The organism is Delftia acidovorans SPH-1 (assembly GCF_000018665.1).
Lineage (GTDB): Bacteria > Pseudomonadota > Gammaproteobacteria > Burkholderiales > Burkholderiaceae_C > Comamonas > Comamonas acidovorans.
Genome location: NC_010002.1, coordinates 803,822 through 818,741 on the forward strand (window position 1 = coordinate 803,822; position 14,920 = coordinate 818,741).

Annotated in this window: 13 protein-coding genes; 3 read left to right on the plus strand and 10 right to left on the minus strand. The window is 68.2% G+C overall.

The features are described 5' to 3' along the window. Positions 1–693: a winged helix-turn-helix domain-containing protein gene (locus DACI_RS03705; RefSeq protein ID WP_012202658.1), complete on the plus strand. Its 693-nt coding sequence runs from the start codon at positions 1–3 to the stop codon at positions 691–693. A gap of 52 nt (positions 694–745) precedes the next feature. Here DACI_RS03705 and DACI_RS03710 read toward each other — a convergent pair whose 3' ends face one another. From DACI_RS03710 to DACI_RS03735, 6 genes are all read right to left on the minus strand, one after another. Then, positions 746–1,753: a transketolase family protein gene (locus tag DACI_RS03710; protein WP_012202659.1), complete on the minus strand. Its 1,008-nt coding sequence runs from the start codon at positions 1,751–1,753 to the stop codon at positions 746–748. Continuing rightward, positions 1,750–2,610 (minus strand): transketolase, encoded by an 861-nt coding sequence (locus DACI_RS03715; protein ID WP_012202660.1) that lies wholly within the window; start codon positions 2,608–2,610, stop codon positions 1,750–1,752. The genes DACI_RS03710 and DACI_RS03715 overlap by 4 nt, the downstream gene beginning before the upstream one ends. A 33-nt stretch (positions 2,611–2,643) precedes the next feature. Further along, positions 2,644–3,903, minus strand: coding sequence for a TRAP transporter large permease (locus DACI_RS03720; protein WP_012202661.1), 1,260 nt, complete (start codon positions 3,901–3,903; stop codon positions 2,644–2,646). A 13-nt stretch (positions 3,904–3,916) separates the two neighbouring features. Then, positions 3,917–4,471: a TRAP transporter small permease gene (locus DACI_RS03725; RefSeq protein ID WP_012202662.1), complete on the minus strand. Its 555-nt coding sequence runs from the start codon at positions 4,469–4,471 to the stop codon at positions 3,917–3,919. A gap of 17 nt (positions 4,472–4,488) precedes the next feature. Continuing rightward, positions 4,489–5,475: a TRAP transporter substrate-binding protein gene (locus DACI_RS03730; RefSeq protein WP_012202663.1), complete on the minus strand. Its 987-nt coding sequence runs from the start codon at positions 5,473–5,475 to the stop codon at positions 4,489–4,491. Between the two features lie 62 nt (positions 5,476–5,537). After that, complete coding sequence (locus DACI_RS03735; RefSeq protein WP_012202664.1) at positions 5,538–6,287, minus strand: SDR family NAD(P)-dependent oxidoreductase; 750 nt, start codon at positions 6,285–6,287, stop codon at positions 5,538–5,540. Between the two features lie 161 nt (positions 6,288–6,448). On the opposite strand from DACI_RS03735, the gene DACI_RS03740 reads away from it, so the two are divergent. Together DACI_RS03740 and DACI_RS03745 are read left to right on the plus strand one after the other, a co-directional pair. After that, on the plus strand, positions 6,449–7,363 hold the full coding sequence (locus DACI_RS03740) for a LysR substrate-binding domain-containing protein (RefSeq protein ID WP_043780540.1): 915 nt from the start codon (positions 6,449–6,451) through the stop codon (positions 7,361–7,363). 239 nt (positions 7,364–7,602) lie between these two features. Then, positions 7,603–10,206 carry a putative bifunctional diguanylate cyclase/phosphodiesterase gene (locus tag DACI_RS03745; RefSeq protein WP_043780544.1) on the plus strand — a complete coding sequence of 868 codons (2,604 nt, stop codon included), beginning with the start codon at positions 7,603–7,605 and terminating at the stop codon, positions 10,204–10,206. A 44-nt stretch (positions 10,207–10,250) separates the two neighbouring features. On the opposite strand, the gene DACI_RS03750 is transcribed toward DACI_RS03745, so the two are convergent. From DACI_RS03750 to DACI_RS03765, 4 genes are read right to left on the minus strand one after another with little or no spacing between them, the layout of a single operon-like run. Beyond that, on the minus strand, positions 10,251–12,776 hold the full coding sequence (locus DACI_RS03750; RefSeq protein WP_012202667.1) for a sensor histidine kinase: 2,526 nt from the start codon (positions 12,774–12,776) through the stop codon (positions 10,251–10,253). Positions 12,777–12,806: 30 nt separating this feature from the next. Then, on the minus strand, positions 12,807–13,646 hold the full coding sequence (locus DACI_RS03755) for a substrate-binding periplasmic protein (RefSeq protein WP_012202668.1): 840 nt from the start codon (positions 13,644–13,646) through the stop codon (positions 12,807–12,809). Between the two features lie 9 nt (positions 13,647–13,655). Further along, positions 13,656–14,420, minus strand: coding sequence for an HD-GYP domain-containing protein (locus DACI_RS03760; protein WP_012202669.1), 765 nt, complete (start codon positions 14,418–14,420; stop codon positions 13,656–13,658). Continuing rightward, positions 14,420–14,791, minus strand: a complete 372-nt coding sequence (locus DACI_RS03765; protein WP_012202670.1) for a response regulator transcription factor — start codon at positions 14,789–14,791, stop codon at positions 14,420–14,422. The genes DACI_RS03760 and DACI_RS03765 overlap by 1 nt, the downstream gene beginning before the upstream one ends. Positions 14,792–14,920 lie beyond the last annotated feature (129 nt).

The window sequence follows — 14,920 nt, forward strand, 5'->3', positions numbered from 1 at the left end:
ATGAAGATCCTGATCGTGGATGCCCACCCGCCATCGGCGCAGTACCTGTGCCAGGGCCTGTGCCAGGACGGATTCAACGTGGATGTCGTGCATGACGGTCTGCAGGGCCGCAACCTCGCACTGAGCCGCGCCTACAGCCTGCTCGTGCTGGATCTGGACCTGCCTGGCCAGAGCGGGCGTGCGGTCCTGCAGACCCTGCTGCAGGCGGGCGACACGCCCACCATCGTGGTCACCGCAAACGACAGTCTGGAGGACCAGGTGTTCTGCCTGCAGAACGGCGCCGATGACTACCTGGTCAAACCCGTCAGGTTGCCGGTGTTCCTGGCCCGTGCACGGCTGCGGATGCGAGGCTCTGCCGGCCAGGAGGGCCTGCGCCTGACATTGGCGGACCTGGTGCTGGACCTGTCGAAGAAGCGGGTCGAGCGTGCCGGCCGGCGACTGGACCTCACTCGCCAGGAATTCGCCGTGCTGTGGCTGCTGCTGCAGCGCCAGGGCGATGTGGTCACGCGCGCCGAACTGGTGCAGCAGGTCTGGAGCCTGCCCGTCGATGCGCTGAACAACGTGGTGGATGTGGCGGTGTGCAGGCTGCGCAGCAAGCTCGATGATCCCTATGCGGTCAAGCTGCTGCACACGGTGCGCGGCATGGGCTACCTGCTGGCGTTGCGCGACGGGGATCCGGCCAAGCAGCCCTGATCTGCACTGCCCTGCTTTGCTCTGGTGCGCCCGCCGCCACAACGCCGGGCGTTCAGCCCAGCCACTGCCGGATGCGCCCCGCCAGCGCCTGGGCACTGATGCCGTAGCGCTCATGCAGCGTGGGCAGGGCGCCCGCATCGAGGAAGGCGTCCGGCAGGCCCGCCAGCCGAAAGCGCGCGGGCCGCACATCGCGCTCCAGCAGGGCGCCGGCCACGGCCTCGCCCAGGCCGCCCACCACCGAATGGTTCTCCGCCACCACCACCAGGCGCGGCCCGCTGGCCACGGCCTGCACGATGGCCTGAACATCCAGCGGCTTGATGGTGGCGCAATGCAGCACGGCGGCGCCCACGTTGTCGGCGGCCAGCAGCTGTGCGGCCTCCAGCGCGCGCATGGTCATGAAGCCGCTGCAGATGATGAGCACCTCGCGGCCCTCGCGCAGCATCTTCGCCTTGCCCAGCTCGAAACGGTAGTCGTACTCGTCCAGCACCAGCGGCACGTTGCCGCGCAGCAGCCGCATGTAGACGGGACCGCGGTGCGCCGCGATCTGAGGCACGGCCTGGGTGATGTCCAGTGCATCGCAGGGATCGACGATGGTCAGCCCCGGCACGGCCCGCATCATGGCCAGGTCGTCCGTGGCCTGGTGGCTGGGGCCGTAGCCCGTGGTCAGGCCGGGCAGGGCGCAGCAGATCTTGACGTCCAGGTTTTCCTCGGCAATCACCTGGTGGATGAAGTCGTAGGCCCGCCGCGTGCCGAACACCGCATAGGTGGTGGCAAACGGCGTCAGCCCCTCCTTGGCCATGCCGCCGGCGGCGGCCATGAGCAACTGCTCGGCCATGCCCATCTGGAAGAAGCGCTCGGGGTGGGCCTGGGCGAACAGGTGCAGGTCGGTGTACTTGGCCAGGTCGGCCGTCATGCCCACCACATCGGGCCGGCTGGCGGCCAGCTCCACCAGGGCCTTGCCGAAGGGCGCGGCCTGCACGCGCTGCCCTTCGGCCGCGATGGAGGCGATCATGGCCGAGGTGGTCGGCCGGGGCTTGGGGGTGGCAAGAGGCATGTTCATGGCAGGGCGGGCTCCAGGGGTTGCGATGCGTCCAGGATGGCTAGGGCCTGCTGCCACTCGGGCGGATCGACGCGGATGAAATGGTTCTTCTCGCGCTGCTCCAGGAAGGGCACGCCCTTGCCCATCAGCGTGTCGCAGAGGATGACGCGGGGCCGGTCCTCGGCCAGCGCCCGAGCCGCGTCGAAGGCCTGCACCACCTGGGCCAGGTCGTTGCCGTCCACGCGCTGCACATGCCAGCCGAAGGCGGCCCATTTGTCGGCCAGCGGCTCGAAGCCCAGCATGCGCGTGGACGGGCCATCGGCCTGCTGGTTGTTCACGTCCACCAGGCAGATCAGCCGGCCCAGCCCGTGGTGGGCGGCGGACAGCGCGGCCTCCCAGGTCGAGCCCTCGTCCAGCTCGCCGTCGGACATGGAGTTGTAGACAAAGGCATCGCTGCCCTTGTGGCGCAGCGCCAGCGCCATGCCCACGGCGATCGGCAGGCCCTGGCCCAGCGAGCCGCCCGAAATCTCCATGCCCGGCGTATAGCTGGCCATGCCCGACATGGGCAGGCGGCTGTCATCGCTGCCATAGGTCTGGAGCTCCTCATCGGACAGGATGCCCGCCTCGGCCAGGGCCGCGTAGAAGGCGATGGCGTAGTGGCCGTGCGAGAGCAGGAAGCGGTCGCGTCCCTCCCACCCGGGCTCATCGGGCCGCAGCCGCAGCGCGTCGCCATAGGCCACGGCCAGCACATCGGCCCAGCCCAGGGCCTGGCCTATGTAGCCCTGGCCCTGCACCTCGCCCATTTGCAGGGCGCGGCGGCGTATGCGCCAGGCACAGGCCGCGAGCCGGTCCAGGCGCTGTTGCAGTTCTTGGTTCATGCATCGTCTCCTCGGGATGGAAGGGCGCGCGGCTCAGCGCAGGATGCTGGCCGGCACATAGGACACCAGCGCCAGCACGGCCAGCGCCACCAGGTAGAAGGGAATCAGCTCGCGCACGGTCTGGCCCACCTTGACCCGGGCCAGCGAACTCGTGATGAACAGCGTCGTGCCCACGGGCGGCGTGTACAGCCCCAGGGCCAGGTTCACGACCATCATGATTCCGAGCTGGGTCATGTCCATGCCGATGCTCTGGGCCAGCGGCACGAACACCGGCGTGAGCAGCAGCACGGCGGCCGGCAGGTCGATGAACATGCCGATGAAGAGCATCAGCAGGTTCATCAGCACGATCACCAGCCAGGCCGAATGCACATGCGACTGCACCCAGTGCACGACCCCATCGGGCATGCGGTCGAAGGTCAGCAGCCAGCCGATGGCCGACGAGGCCATGATCACCAGCAGCACCACGCCCGTGGCCAGGCCCGCATGCACCACCGCATCGTTGAGCCGGCGCCAGCCCAGGTCGCGGTAGATGGCGGCCGACACCAGGCCCGCATACAGCGTGGACAGCACGGCCACCTCGGTGGGCGTTGCAATGCCGAAGCGCAGGAACACGATGATCAGCACCGGCAGCAGCAGGGCCGGGCTGGCGTACAGCAGGTGGCGACGGAAGGCGGGCCAGGCAAAGGGCGTGGTGTCGCGCGGAAAGCCGCGGCTGCGGCCCACCCACCAGCACACGCCCATGAAGCCCGCGCACATCAGCAGCCCCGGCACGATGCCCGCCACGAACAGCGCCGCAATCGATGCATTGGCGCTGAGCGCGAACAGGATCATGGGAATCGACGGCGGGATCAGGATGTCGATGGTGGCCGCCGCCGCCAGCGTGGCCGCCGAGAACGCGGGCGGATAGCCCAGCCGCCTGTGCCACGGGATCATCAGCGAGCCGATGGCCGAGGCATCGGCCACGGCCGAGCCCGACACCCCGCCGAACAGCGTGGACGACATCACCCCCACCTGGGCCGGCCCGCCGTGAAAGCGCCCTATCAGCGCCGACAGCACGCCCACCAGGGCCTCGCCCAGGCGCCCGCCCATCATCAGCGAGCCGGTGAGCATGAAGAACGGGATGGCGATCAGCGGAAAGCTCTGCACCTGGGCCACCATCTGCTGCACCAGCAGGTCCAGCGGCACGCGGTCCGAGGTGGCCGCCGCCGCCATGGCGCCCATGAGCAGCGCGTGGGCAATGGGCATGGCGATCACGGCGCCCGCCATGAAGACGAAAAGCATGATGAAGGACATGGACCTGCCCCCTTCACCAGTGCGCGGCGGCCACGGGCCGCGCGGGTTCGGCATCGGCACTTGGGGCATCGGCCGCATCTGCAGCCCCTGCGGATGCCCGGCCCCCGCCCGCCACGCAGGCGCGCCAGGCCGACTGCAGGGCCAGCAAGGCCAGCAGCGCCATGCCCACCATCACGCAGCCATAGGTCAGCGAGCCGGGAATGCCCAGGATCTGGCTGCGCTCGTCATGCACGATCTCCAGCATGTTCAGCGTGGACCAGGCCAGCGTGGCGTACAGGGCGGCCACGGCCAGCCAGCCCAGCACGGCCGTGGCGCGCTGCACGCGGGCCGGCAGCGCCTCGACCAGAAAGCTGGTGGTGATGTGGGCACCATGGGCGGCGGCCAGCACCACGCCCGACATCACCAGCCAGGGAAACAGCAGCTCGGGCACCTCGTTGGCCCATTGCAGGCTGGCGCCGCTGGCATAGCGCAGCGCGGTGTTGCACACCAGGATCACGAAGATCACCAGGGTGCTGGCCCACAGCACGGCGCGGCACAGGCCCGTGACCAGGCGTTCGATGAGGTTCATGGACGGCTCCCTGCGCTTCACTGCGCGCCTGCGGCCTTGACGACCTTGGCGATATAGGGGCCCGCAGGGCTGGCCAGCCACTTGTCCTGCACCTTGGCCGTGGCCTGGGCGAAGGCCCGCGCGTCGATGGTGCTCACCTCCACGCCCTTGGCGCGGATGTCGTCCAGCAGCCTGTCGTCGGCCTCGCGCGCCAGCTGGCGCTGGTAGGCCGTGGCCTCCTGCGCGGCCTCGGTCAGCAGCGTGCGGTCGGCGGCCGGCAGCCGGTCCCAGCTGCGCTTGCCCATGATCAGCGGCGTCATCTGGAACATGTGGCCCGTCAGCGTCAGGTGCTTTTGCACCTCGTACAGCTTGCTGGCGTGGAAGTTGGCCAGCGGGTTCTCCTGGCCATCGACCACGCCCTGCTGCAGGGCCACGTACAGCTCGGCGAACTTGATCTGCTGGGCCTCGGCGCCCAGGGCCTGGATGATGTCCACCAGCACCGCGTCGGGCGGCGTGCGCATCTTCAGGCCCTTGAGATCGTCCACGCTGCGCAGGGGCCGCTTGCTGTTGGTCATGTGGCGTATGCCGTTGTCCCAGTAGCCCAGTACCACCATGCCCTTGGCGGCCGATTTGTCGGCCAGCTCCCGGCCCAGCGGCCCGTCCAGCACCTGGAAGGCACGGGCCGGCGTGGCGAAGAGAAACGGCATGCCATAGGCCGCGTACTCGGGCACGGCCGCTGCCACCGCGCCCTGGGAATTGGCCGACAGGTCCAGCGCGCCCGTGCGCAGGGCCGTGACCATGGCCGCGTCGTCGCCCAGCTGGGCCGAGGGGGCGACCTGCACCTCGATGCGGCCTGCGCTGCGCGTCTTCACCAGTTCGGCGAACTTCAGCGAGGCCAGGTGGCGCGGATTGTCGGGCGCCGCGCCGTGGCCCAGCGTGAGCTTGACGGCCTGGGCACAGGCCAGGGCCGGCAGCAGCAGGGCGCAGGCGGCCAGGGCGGCGCGGTGGAAAAGCGTGCTTTGCATGGTCTTGTCTCCTTTGCTTGGGTTGTGTGCGGCCATGCAGGCCATGGCCAGGCGCGCGGGGCTCAGTGGATGAGCATCCCGCCGTTCACATCGAGCGTGATGCCCGTGCAATAGCCGGCCAGGTCGCTGGCCAGGAACACGCAGGCGCCGGCCACATCGTCGGCGCGGCCCAGGCGTGCCAGCGGAATCGTGGCGGAGATCTCGCGCTTGCGCTCGGGGCCGAGCTTGCCCTGGGTGATATCGGTCTCGATCAGGCCCGGCGTGACGCAGTTGATGCGTATGCCATCGCCGCCGAACTCGCGCGCCATGGCGCGGGCCAGGCCCAGCACGCCGGCCTTGGCGGCCGAGTAGTGCGGCCCGCCGAAGATGCCGCCGCCGCGCTGCGCCGAGACGGAAGAGATGCAGACGATGGCGCCCGCTTGCTGCCTGCGCATGGACGGCAGCACGGCCTGGGACATGTACAGCGTGCCGCGCAGGCTCACGTCGAGCACGCGGTCGTAGTCGGCCCCGCCGATCTCCAGCGTGCCCACGGCCTGCGTGATGCCCGCGTTGTTGACCAGCGCGTCGATGCGCCCGAAGGCGCGCAGCACGGCGGCGGCCGCCGCCTCGCACGAGGGCTTGTCCGTCACATCGGCCACCAGCCCCAGGTGCCCGTCGCCCAGCCGCGCGGCCGCGCCGGCCGGGTCGGCCCGCTCCAGGTCGAGGATGGCCACGCGGGCCCCCTGGGCGGCCATCTGGCGCGCCGTGGCAAAACCGAGTCCGTTGATCCCTGCGCCGCCGGTGATGATGGCGACCCTGTCCTTGAGCAGCATGTGCCTGTCTCCGCTGTGGTTGTGGTGGATGCAGCCATCTTGGGCCGTCACGAGCATGAAGACAAACGATGTTTCATCAGCCTAAGATGACGACTCTTCAGCTTATGTGCGGGGTCTCCCGGGGTGCCGCTCAGCCTCCGGGCGTCTTCGAGGAACTTGCCATGGCCTCCATTCCCACCACTGCCCACCTGCAGGCCTTCGAGGCCGTGGCGCGCCGGCGCAGCTTTGCGCTGGCGGCCTCCGAGCTGCACCTGACGGCCTCGGCCGTCAGCCACCAGGTAGCCAAGCTGGAGGCGCAGCTGGGCGTGCGCCTGTTCGAGCGCAGCGCGCATGGCGTGCGCCTGAGCCGCCCGGGGCAGGCCTACCTGGAGCGCGTGGGCGGCGCGCTGGCGGCCATCGTCTCGGCCACCGAGGACCTGCGCCACAGCATGAGCAACAGCCTCTACGTGCACTGCGCGCCCAGCATCGCCAGCCTCTGGCTCATGCCCCGGCTGCGGGACTTTGCGCGGGCCTGCCCGCACATTGCGCTGAACCTGTCGGCTGCGCACTCGCACAGCGACTTCGCGCTGGGCCAGGCCGACATCGACATCCGCTACGGCATTGCGCAGTGGCCGGACCTGGAGGTGGAGCCGCTGTTCGAAGAGCGCGTGCTGCCCCTGGCCAGCCCCGCCTTCGTGGCCGAGCATGGGCTGGCGCGCGTGCAGCAGCTGCTGCATGTGCCGCTGATCCAGAGCAACGTCAGCATCGTCCAGTGGTCGGACTGGTTCCTGGCCTTCACCCCCTTGCGTGCGCCCGAGCGCTTTGCCGTGCGCTTCGACCGCGCCCAGATGTCGCTGGACGCGGCCACCCAGGGCCTGGGCGTGGCGCTGGAAAGCGCCATGAACGCGGGCGGCCACATCGCCGATGGCCGGCTGGTCGCTCCCTTCGGCATGGAGCAGGCCCTGCGCGTCAAGGCGCACTTTGCCGTCTATCCCACGCGCAACGCCCACCGGCCCGCCGTGGCCGCCTTCCTGGCCTGGCTGCATGGCGAGGCCGCCCGCACCGAGCAGCAGCCCCGGCGCCACGGCATCGACTGATGCGGCCGGGCCGCAGCCCGGGCAATGGCCATGCAACGGCCGGAGTCCATTGATTTTCTCGATGAATGACGACACGGCCGGGGGCCGGAATTGGCAATAATTCCGCCATCTTCACGCTCTCGTGCCCGTGGCGGCCGCCCACGGGCGTCGGGCCTGTTCCTTGCCAGCAGTACACATCACAGGGGTGCCACGCTGAAATGGCCAAATCAGCAAGACGCCGATTTATCGGACTGATCACGGTGAGCTACGGGTTGCTGGCGTTCGCCTGGATCATCCTGTCCGACAAGCTGTTGTTCGCACTGGCGGGCAGCGCGGACATCGGCTGGCTCTCGGTGGGCAAGGGACTGTTCTTTGTCCTGGCGACCGACTTCCTGCTGTTCTTCGCGCTGTGCTCGGTGCCGGCTGCGCAGGACAGCGGCGCCTCGGCCATTGCGCAGGAAATGGGGCCGCGCCGTTTTCCGGTATGGGCCTCGTATCTGTTTTCCCTGGCCATGAGCCTGGCCGTGCTGGCTGCCAGCAGCACGCTGGCCAGCCATTTCGGCGAACGGTCGCTGCTGCTGCTGTTCATGCTGCCCGTGCTGGTCAGTGCGCTGATCGGCGGCCTGGGGCCGGGCCTGCTGGCCACGGCCTTTGCGGCCTACAGCCTGGACCAGACCGACGGCGTGGACGTGCGCGACTGGGCGCAGTGGGGCGTGGTGGCCGTCAACGGCCTGGCCGTGAGCGTGCTGGCCGAGACGCTGCAGCGCTCGCTGCGCAAGGCCAACATGCAGCGGCAGCTGCTGGACTCGGTGATCTCCGGCACCTCGGACGCCGTCTTCGTGAAGGACCTGCGCGGGCGCTACCTGCTGGTCAACCGGGCCGCCGCCAGCCTGGTGGGCCGGCAGGCCGAAGACATCGTGGGCAAGGACGACTTCGCGCTCTTTCCCTTCGGCATCGCCAGCGCCATCCGCAGGAAGGACCAGGCTGTGCTGCGCCAGGAGGTGGCCACGCATGAGGAGCAGCTGACGGTGGAGCCGGGCAGGACGCTGGACCTCCTGGTCACCAAGGGCCCGGTGCGCAACACCGCAGGCCACATCGCGGGCCTGTTCGGCATCTCCCGGGACATCACCGAGCGCAAGCGCTTCGAGCGCGAGCTGGCCCAGGCCGCCGTGGTGTTCGACAGCAGCCACCAGGGCATCATGGTGGTCGATCCGGGGCGGCGCATCACGCGTGTCAACCCGGCCTTCACCCGCATCACCGGTTATGCGTCCGAGGACGTGATCGGCAAGACACCGCGCGTGCTGTCCTCGGGCCTGCACGGCCCGGAGTTCTACCGGCAGATCTGGGCCTGCATCGAGCGCGACGGCTTCTGGCACGGCGAGATCTGGAACCGCCGCAAGACGGGCGAGATCTTCGCCGAGATGCTGTCCATCTCCGCCGCGCAGGGCGCCGGTGGCGAGATCGAGCACTACATCGGCGTCTTCACCGATATCAGCCACATCAAGGCCCACGAGGCCGAGCTCGAGCGCGTCACCCACTACGACCTGCTCACCGGCCTGCCCAACCGCCGCCTGCTGATCGACCGGCTCAACCAGGCCATGCTGCGCACGGCGCGCGAGGGCCGCTCCCTGGCCGTGTGCTTCCTGGACCTGGACGGCTTCAAGGAAATCAACGACCTGCACGGCGCGGCCGCGGGCGATGCGCTGCTGGTGGGCGTGGCCGCCCACCTCAAGAGCGTGCTGCGCTCCGAGGACACGCTGGCCCGGCTCGGCGGCGACGAATTCGTGCTGCTACTGTCGCACATCGGCTCGGCCGAGCACTGCGCCACCATCCTCGACCGGGTGCTGGAGGCGGCCAGCCGTCCCGTGCCCGTGCAGGACAGGGTGCTGTCCGTGACCGCCAGCCTGGGCGTCAGCCTCTACCCCGACGACCAGGCCGACCCCGACCTGCTGCTGCGCCATGCCGACCAGGCCATGTGCGTGGCCAAGCAGGCCGGGCGCAACCGCTACCAGCTGTTCGATCCGGAAAACGACCGCAAGGCCCATGCGCGCCGCCTGCAGCTGGGCTGGCTGCGCCAGGCGCTGGAGAAGGGTGAATTCCTGCTGCACTACCAGCCCAAGGTGGAGCTGGGCGGCGGCAGGCTGGTGGGTGCCGAGGCCCTGCTGCGCTGGCACGACCCGCGCCAGGGCCTGCGCGCGCCGGGCGAGTTCCTGCCCTTCGTGGCGGGCAGCGACCTGGAGCGGCCGCTGGGCGACTGGGTCATTGGCGAGGCCGTGGCCCAGGCGGCGCGCTGGTTCGGCCAGGGACTGGACCTGTGCGTGAGCATCAACGTCAGCGCCAACCAGCTGCTGGACGGCGGCTTCCACGCCAAGATGGCCCAGGTGCTGGCCCGCCACCCGGACCTGCCGCCGCACCTGATCGAGCTGGAAATCCTGGAAAGCGCCGCCATTGCCGACATGGAGCAGGCCATCCAGGTGATGGGCCAGTGCCGGCAGCTGGGCATCCGCTTTGCGCTGGACGACTTCGGCACCGGCTATTCCTCGCTCACCTACCTGCGCAAGCTGCCCGTGCAGTCGCTCAAGATCGACCAGAGCTTTGTGCGCGACATGCTGGCCGACCCGGACGACCTGGGCATCGTCGAAGGCGTCATCCAGCTGGCCAGCACCTTCCAGCTCGAATCGGTGGCCGAAGGCGTGGAAACGCCCAAGCATGCGCGCCGCCTGCGCGACATGGGCTGCCACGTGGCCCAGGGCTACGGCATCGCCCGGCCCATGCCCGCCGACCAGCTGCCCGCCTGGGCCGCGCGCTGGCAGGCGGGGGACAACTGGCTGGCGCATGGGCGGCATATGCCGTCCGAGGTCTGAGCTTCGCGTCCCGGCGCCGGTGCCGGTGCCAGTGCTGGTGCCGGCTATGTCAACTCGGCTGGACGGGTTTCCATGGCATTGCGGGTGGGCAAGGTGATGCAGAACATGGCGCCTCCCGCGGGGCCGTTGCTGGCGACGATGGTGCCGTCCATGGCGTCGATGATCTTGCGGCAGATGGCCAGGCCCAGGCCCGTGCCGCCCGAGCCGTTCTTGGTCTTGCTGGACTGCACGAAGGGCTGGAAGATCTTGTCCAGTTCCTGCGGCGGAATGCCCGGGCCCTGATCGGAGACGGCAATGCAGATGTCGCCCTGTCCGTCGATGCGGCCCTGCACATCGATGCGCCCGCCAATGGGCGAGAACTTGATGGCATTGGCCAGCACATTGCGCACCACCTGCTGAAAGCGCACGGGGTCGGCCTTGGCGATCAGCGGCGTGTCGTCGAGCTCCAGCCGCAGGTCGATGAGCTTGTGCTGCTGCTGCGGCTCCAGCTCGCGCACCACGGGCCGTATCAGGCTCCTGAGGTCGGTGCGTTCCAGGTGGATGGTTCCCACGGCGCTTTCCAGCTTGGCGACATCCAGCAGGTCGTTGACCAGGGCCAGCATGCGCTGGCCGGCTGCATGGATGTCGCTGAACATTTCTGCCATCGCGGCATTGCCGTGAGAGCGCAGGCCGCCCAGCTCGGCAAAGCCCATGATGGACTGCAGCGGGGTGCGCAGCTCGTGGCTCATGTTGGCCACGAATTCCGATTTCACGCGGAAGGCCTCTTCGGCCGCGTCGCGGGCTTCGTGGGTGGCATGCTCGGCCGCGCGGAATTCGCTCACGTCCACAAAAATGCTGAGCACGCCGGTGATCCGGCCCTGGGCGTTCTTCACCGCGGCCTTGGAGATCTGCACGTCGCGGTAGCTGCCGTCCACATGGGGCAGCCGGGCCTCCAGCACCATGGGCTGGCCGGAGCGCATCACGTCCTGATTGCTGTGCATCTGCAGCAGGTCATGGTCGCCCGAGTGCAGGCCCTCGACCTCATTGCCGAGCACGGCGTAGCGGCCCCGGCCGAAGAAGTCCTCCCAGGCCTTGTTGACCAGGGCCACGCGCTGGTCCGCGTCGGTGACCAGCATGGGCAGGGGCGTGGTCTCGAACAGCAGGTGCTGGAAGGCCAGCTGGGTCTGCAGCTCCTGCTGGGCCTTCCAGCGGGCGGTCACGTCCACGGCGCTGCCGGCAAAGCCCACCAGCCGGCCCTCGCGCAGCAGGGGCACTACGGCGATGTCGCAGAGTATTTCCCTTTCGTCGGGAAGGCGAAAGCGCGCCTGGCAGTTGCGCAGGGCCAGCTTGGCCTGGGGGTCGAGCAGTGCCTGGATCTGGGGCCTGCAGGCTTCATGCACGATGCCCTCCAGCGGCTGCCCTACCGCCTCGGCGCTGGGCTGCCCGGTCCACTGCTCCCAGCGGGCGTTCACGAAGGTCAGCCGGCCGTGGCTGTCGGTTCGGAAGATCAGCTCCTGCACGCTGCGCATGAGCACGGCCATCTCATGCTCGCTGCGGGCTATGCGCGCCTGGGCCTTTTCCATGGCCTGTTGGGCCGACTGCTGGACCCTGCGGGTCTTGAGCACCGATCCGCTCAGGCCGAGCACCAGGGCAAGAAGCGCAAGTCCGGCAACGAAGAAGGCGAAGGCATCGTCAAGCCAGCGCGCGATCACCGCCGCGTAGGGCTCCTCCACCACCAGCAGCAGGGGCCAGTTGCGGACCGTGCGAAAGGACACGATCTCATGGGGGCCGAGCAGCCCGGCGCCAATGTAGGAGCCGAATTCGCTGCCTGGCAGCCATTTCTGGAAGATGGGGGTCTTGCGTGCAGAGGCCGTCTGTACGCCCCCGCCTGCGTTTGTGCTGGCCAGCGGTTGGCCGTCGTAGCTCAGCAGCACCGCCTCGTAGCTGAGGGTTTCCAGCGTGGCCTGGTAGAAGTTGGCCACGGCATCGGGATTGATCAGTCCCACCAGCACGGCGGGTGCGCCGCTGTCGTTTTTGAAGGCCAGGATCTGGGGCAGGTAGTGGACGCCCCGCGGTGTTGCATGCGGGGCCAATGTCAGGGAAGAGAGGCTGCGGCCGGTGACAAGGCGTCCCAGTTGCACCTTGCCCAGGACCGGAGCCGATGCATTGTCCGGCAGCAACTGCTGCACCTCGACCTGCAGGCCGGCTTCGCCCGCCTGCGTGCTCGCCAGGATGTGGCCCTGGCCATCGAGCAGCGCCATGCTGCGCAGAACCGGAAGTTGGGCGACCACTTGCGCCATGGCCGCCTCGCGCGCGGCGCGCGGGCTGTCGGCGGACAGGATGACCGGATTGTGGGACAGGCTCGCCAGGACCACCTCGCCGGTCTCGAAGGTCTTGCCGGTCTGATCTTCCAGTACACGGCTGAGCAACGCGGCCTGGGATCTGCTTTGCTCGGCCTGGGTGTGCAGTTGGCCCCAGATGAAGAGCACAAGCCCCGCCAGCACGCACAGCGCAAAGCTCAGGATCAAGGCTTTGATGTGGGCGCTGCGCCTGGCCCCCAGGAAGCGATGCATGGCGGCTCTGTGCGGCATGGTGATGGGCTTCCTGCGCAGCAAGGAGGGTCAGGGGGCAACGATCTCGGTCAGGCCGTTGTTGCGCGCCGCCCGGGCCAGGCGGCCGTCGCGCCGGATGTCGGAGACGAACTGGTCCAGGCGTGCGAGCCACTGGGTGTCGGCAGGACTGGTCGCGTAGCCGTAGGGAAGCACATGGAACGGCTTGGGCGGCGCGATCAGCCGGGCCCAGTCGGAGCTGTCGAGCAGCCTGCGGCTGTAGGGGTAGTCGGTCATGAACACGTCCACGCGCCCCGCCATGAGTTCTTTTTCCCGGCTCTGGGGTGGCTCTATGGGCACGAGGCGCGCGTGCCTGAGCGTCTCGCGCATCACGGGCTCCATGAAGGTGCCGCGCTGCACGGCGACCTGCACGCCAGGCTGGTCGATGTCCGCCCAGGATTGCACGGTCTGATTGCTCTTGGTGGTCACTCCGTAGATGTCGCTGCTCAGATACGGCTGCGTGAAGCGCAACTGCTTTTGGCGCTGGGCAAGAATGCCCACGGCGAACATGGCGACATCGCAGCGCGACTCCAGCAGGTCAGGTATCAGCCTGGGAAAGGAGGAGTCCACATACTGCACCCGCACGCCCAGGTCCTTGGCCAGCTCCACCGAGAGCTCCGCATCGATGCCCGTCAGCCTGCCTGTGCGCGCGTCACGGAAGGTGATGCCGTAGTAGTCCGGCCATATGCACACGCGCAGGGCACCCGTGGCGGCAATCCGGTCCAGCACCTCGCCTGCCCCGGCACAACCGGACCATTGCACAAGACACAGCAGCAATCCGGCAGCGGCCGCCAGACGGGCCAGCACGCGCCGTTGAGGCGGTGCGCCGAAACAGGTCGATGATGGACGCATGGCGGGCTTTCAGGGTGTGTCGATCAGTTCGGTGAAGGACGGAGCCTGCCGGGTCAGCGCCAGGCGCAGCGCATCGAGCTCTTCGATGTTGTCCATGAAAGCGTCGACGATTCCGGGATCCAGGGCCTTGCCCCGTTCCGCCGCGATCATCTCCAGGGCCTGCTCCAGCCCGAACGCCGGCCGGTACACCCGGTCCATGGTGAGCGCGTCGAAGATATCGACGATGGACGTGATACGGGCCGACAGCGGGATTTCTTCGCCTGCCAATCCCTCTGGATAGCCCTTGCCGTCGAAGCGTTCGTGGTGGCTTGCGGCGATCTCGGCGGCCATCTGGAACACGGGGATGCGTGACTGGCCCAGCAGGCGTGCGCCGATCTCGGCATGCCGGTTCATGACGAGGCGCTCCTGCGGATCCAGTGGGCCCCCCTTCTTGAGGATGGTGTCCGGAATGCCGACCTTGCCTATGTCATGCATCGGAGCCGCCTTGCGCAGCAGGCTGGCGAATTCGATGCGGCAGCCCAGGCGCAGGGCCAGGGCCTCCGACAGGTAGCCGATGCGGACGATGTGCGAGCCGGTATCGTCATCCTTGAGCTCTGCGGCCATGGCCAGGCGCAGCAGGGTCTCGTGGTGGGCACGTGTCACTTCCTTGAGCAGATCGTTGCGCTCGCGGTACATGCGGCCGAAGTCCTGGATGAGCTGCTCCATCTGCTCCACGGCCGCAGGATCGAAACGTCGCGATGGCTCCCTCGGGTTGCCGGTCTGGTACTGGGCCATCAGTCGATCCTCTGCAGGCTTTCGATCGTCTCCAGCAGCTTCAAGGTGCTGAAGGGCTTGACCAGGTATTCGTCGGCTCCGGCGAGGATGCCCGCCTTGCGGTCTTCGGCACTGCCCCGGGCCGTCAGCAGGATGACCAGCGTATGCAGCAGCTCGTAGGAGCTCTTGATGCGGCTGCAAACCTCCAGGCCATTGATGGTGCCCGGCATCATGATGTCGAGCAGGACGATGTCGGGCCTGAGCCTCTGGGCCATCGTCCAGGCTTCATCGCCATCACAAGCCTCTACGACTTCGAAGTCACGGAATTCCAGCGTCATGCGCAGCAGCTTGCGGATGTCTGCATGGTCTTCGACGATGAGTATTTTTTGCATGGGGAGACCTTTCATGCCGAAACGGAAATTTGATCCGACATGTGAATCATAAATATCAATTTAATCAAATTTTATTGAATTTTCCTATCAGATCCTTGCCGGGCAAGGTGCTCCGGTAGGCGCGATCCA

What these genes read in the sequence shown, in the direction of transcription:
- DACI_RS03705 (WP_012202658.1), top strand. Translation starts at nt 1, where the DNA reads ATGAAGATCCTGATCGTGGATGCCCACCCGCCATCGGCGCAGTACCTG.
- DACI_RS03765 (WP_012202670.1), bottom strand. Translation starts at nt 14,791, where the DNA reads ATGCAAAAAATACTCATCGTCGAAGACCATGCAGACATCCGCAAGCTG.
- DACI_RS03760 (WP_012202669.1), bottom strand. Translation starts at nt 14,420, where the DNA reads ATGGCCCAGTACCAGACCGGCAACCCGAGGGAGCCATCGCGACGTTTC.
- DACI_RS03735 (WP_012202664.1), bottom strand. Translation starts at nt 6,287, where the DNA reads ATGCTGCTCAAGGACAGGGTCGCCATCATCACCGGCGGCGCAGGGATC.
- DACI_RS03720 (WP_012202661.1), bottom strand. Translation starts at nt 3,903, where the DNA reads ATGTCCTTCATCATGCTTTTCGTCTTCATGGCGGGCGCCGTGATCGCC.
- DACI_RS03740 (WP_043780540.1), top strand. Translation starts at nt 6,449, where the DNA reads ATGGCCTCCATTCCCACCACTGCCCACCTGCAGGCCTTCGAGGCCGTG.
- DACI_RS03710 (WP_012202659.1), bottom strand. Translation starts at nt 1,753, where the DNA reads ATGAACATGCCTCTTGCCACCCCCAAGCCCCGGCCGACCACCTCGGCC.
- DACI_RS03715 (WP_012202660.1), bottom strand. Translation starts at nt 2,610, where the DNA reads ATGAACCAAGAACTGCAACAGCGCCTGGACCGGCTCGCGGCCTGTGCC.
- DACI_RS03750 (WP_012202667.1), bottom strand. Translation starts at nt 12,776, where the DNA reads ATGCCGCACAGAGCCGCCATGCATCGCTTCCTGGGGGCCAGGCGCAGC.
- DACI_RS03730 (WP_012202663.1), bottom strand. Translation starts at nt 5,475, where the DNA reads ATGCAAAGCACGCTTTTCCACCGCGCCGCCCTGGCCGCCTGCGCCCTG.
- DACI_RS03755 (WP_012202668.1), bottom strand. Translation starts at nt 13,646, where the DNA reads ATGCGTCCATCATCGACCTGTTTCGGCGCACCGCCTCAACGGCGCGTG.
- DACI_RS03725 (WP_012202662.1), bottom strand. Translation starts at nt 4,471, where the DNA reads ATGAACCTCATCGAACGCCTGGTCACGGGCCTGTGCCGCGCCGTGCTG.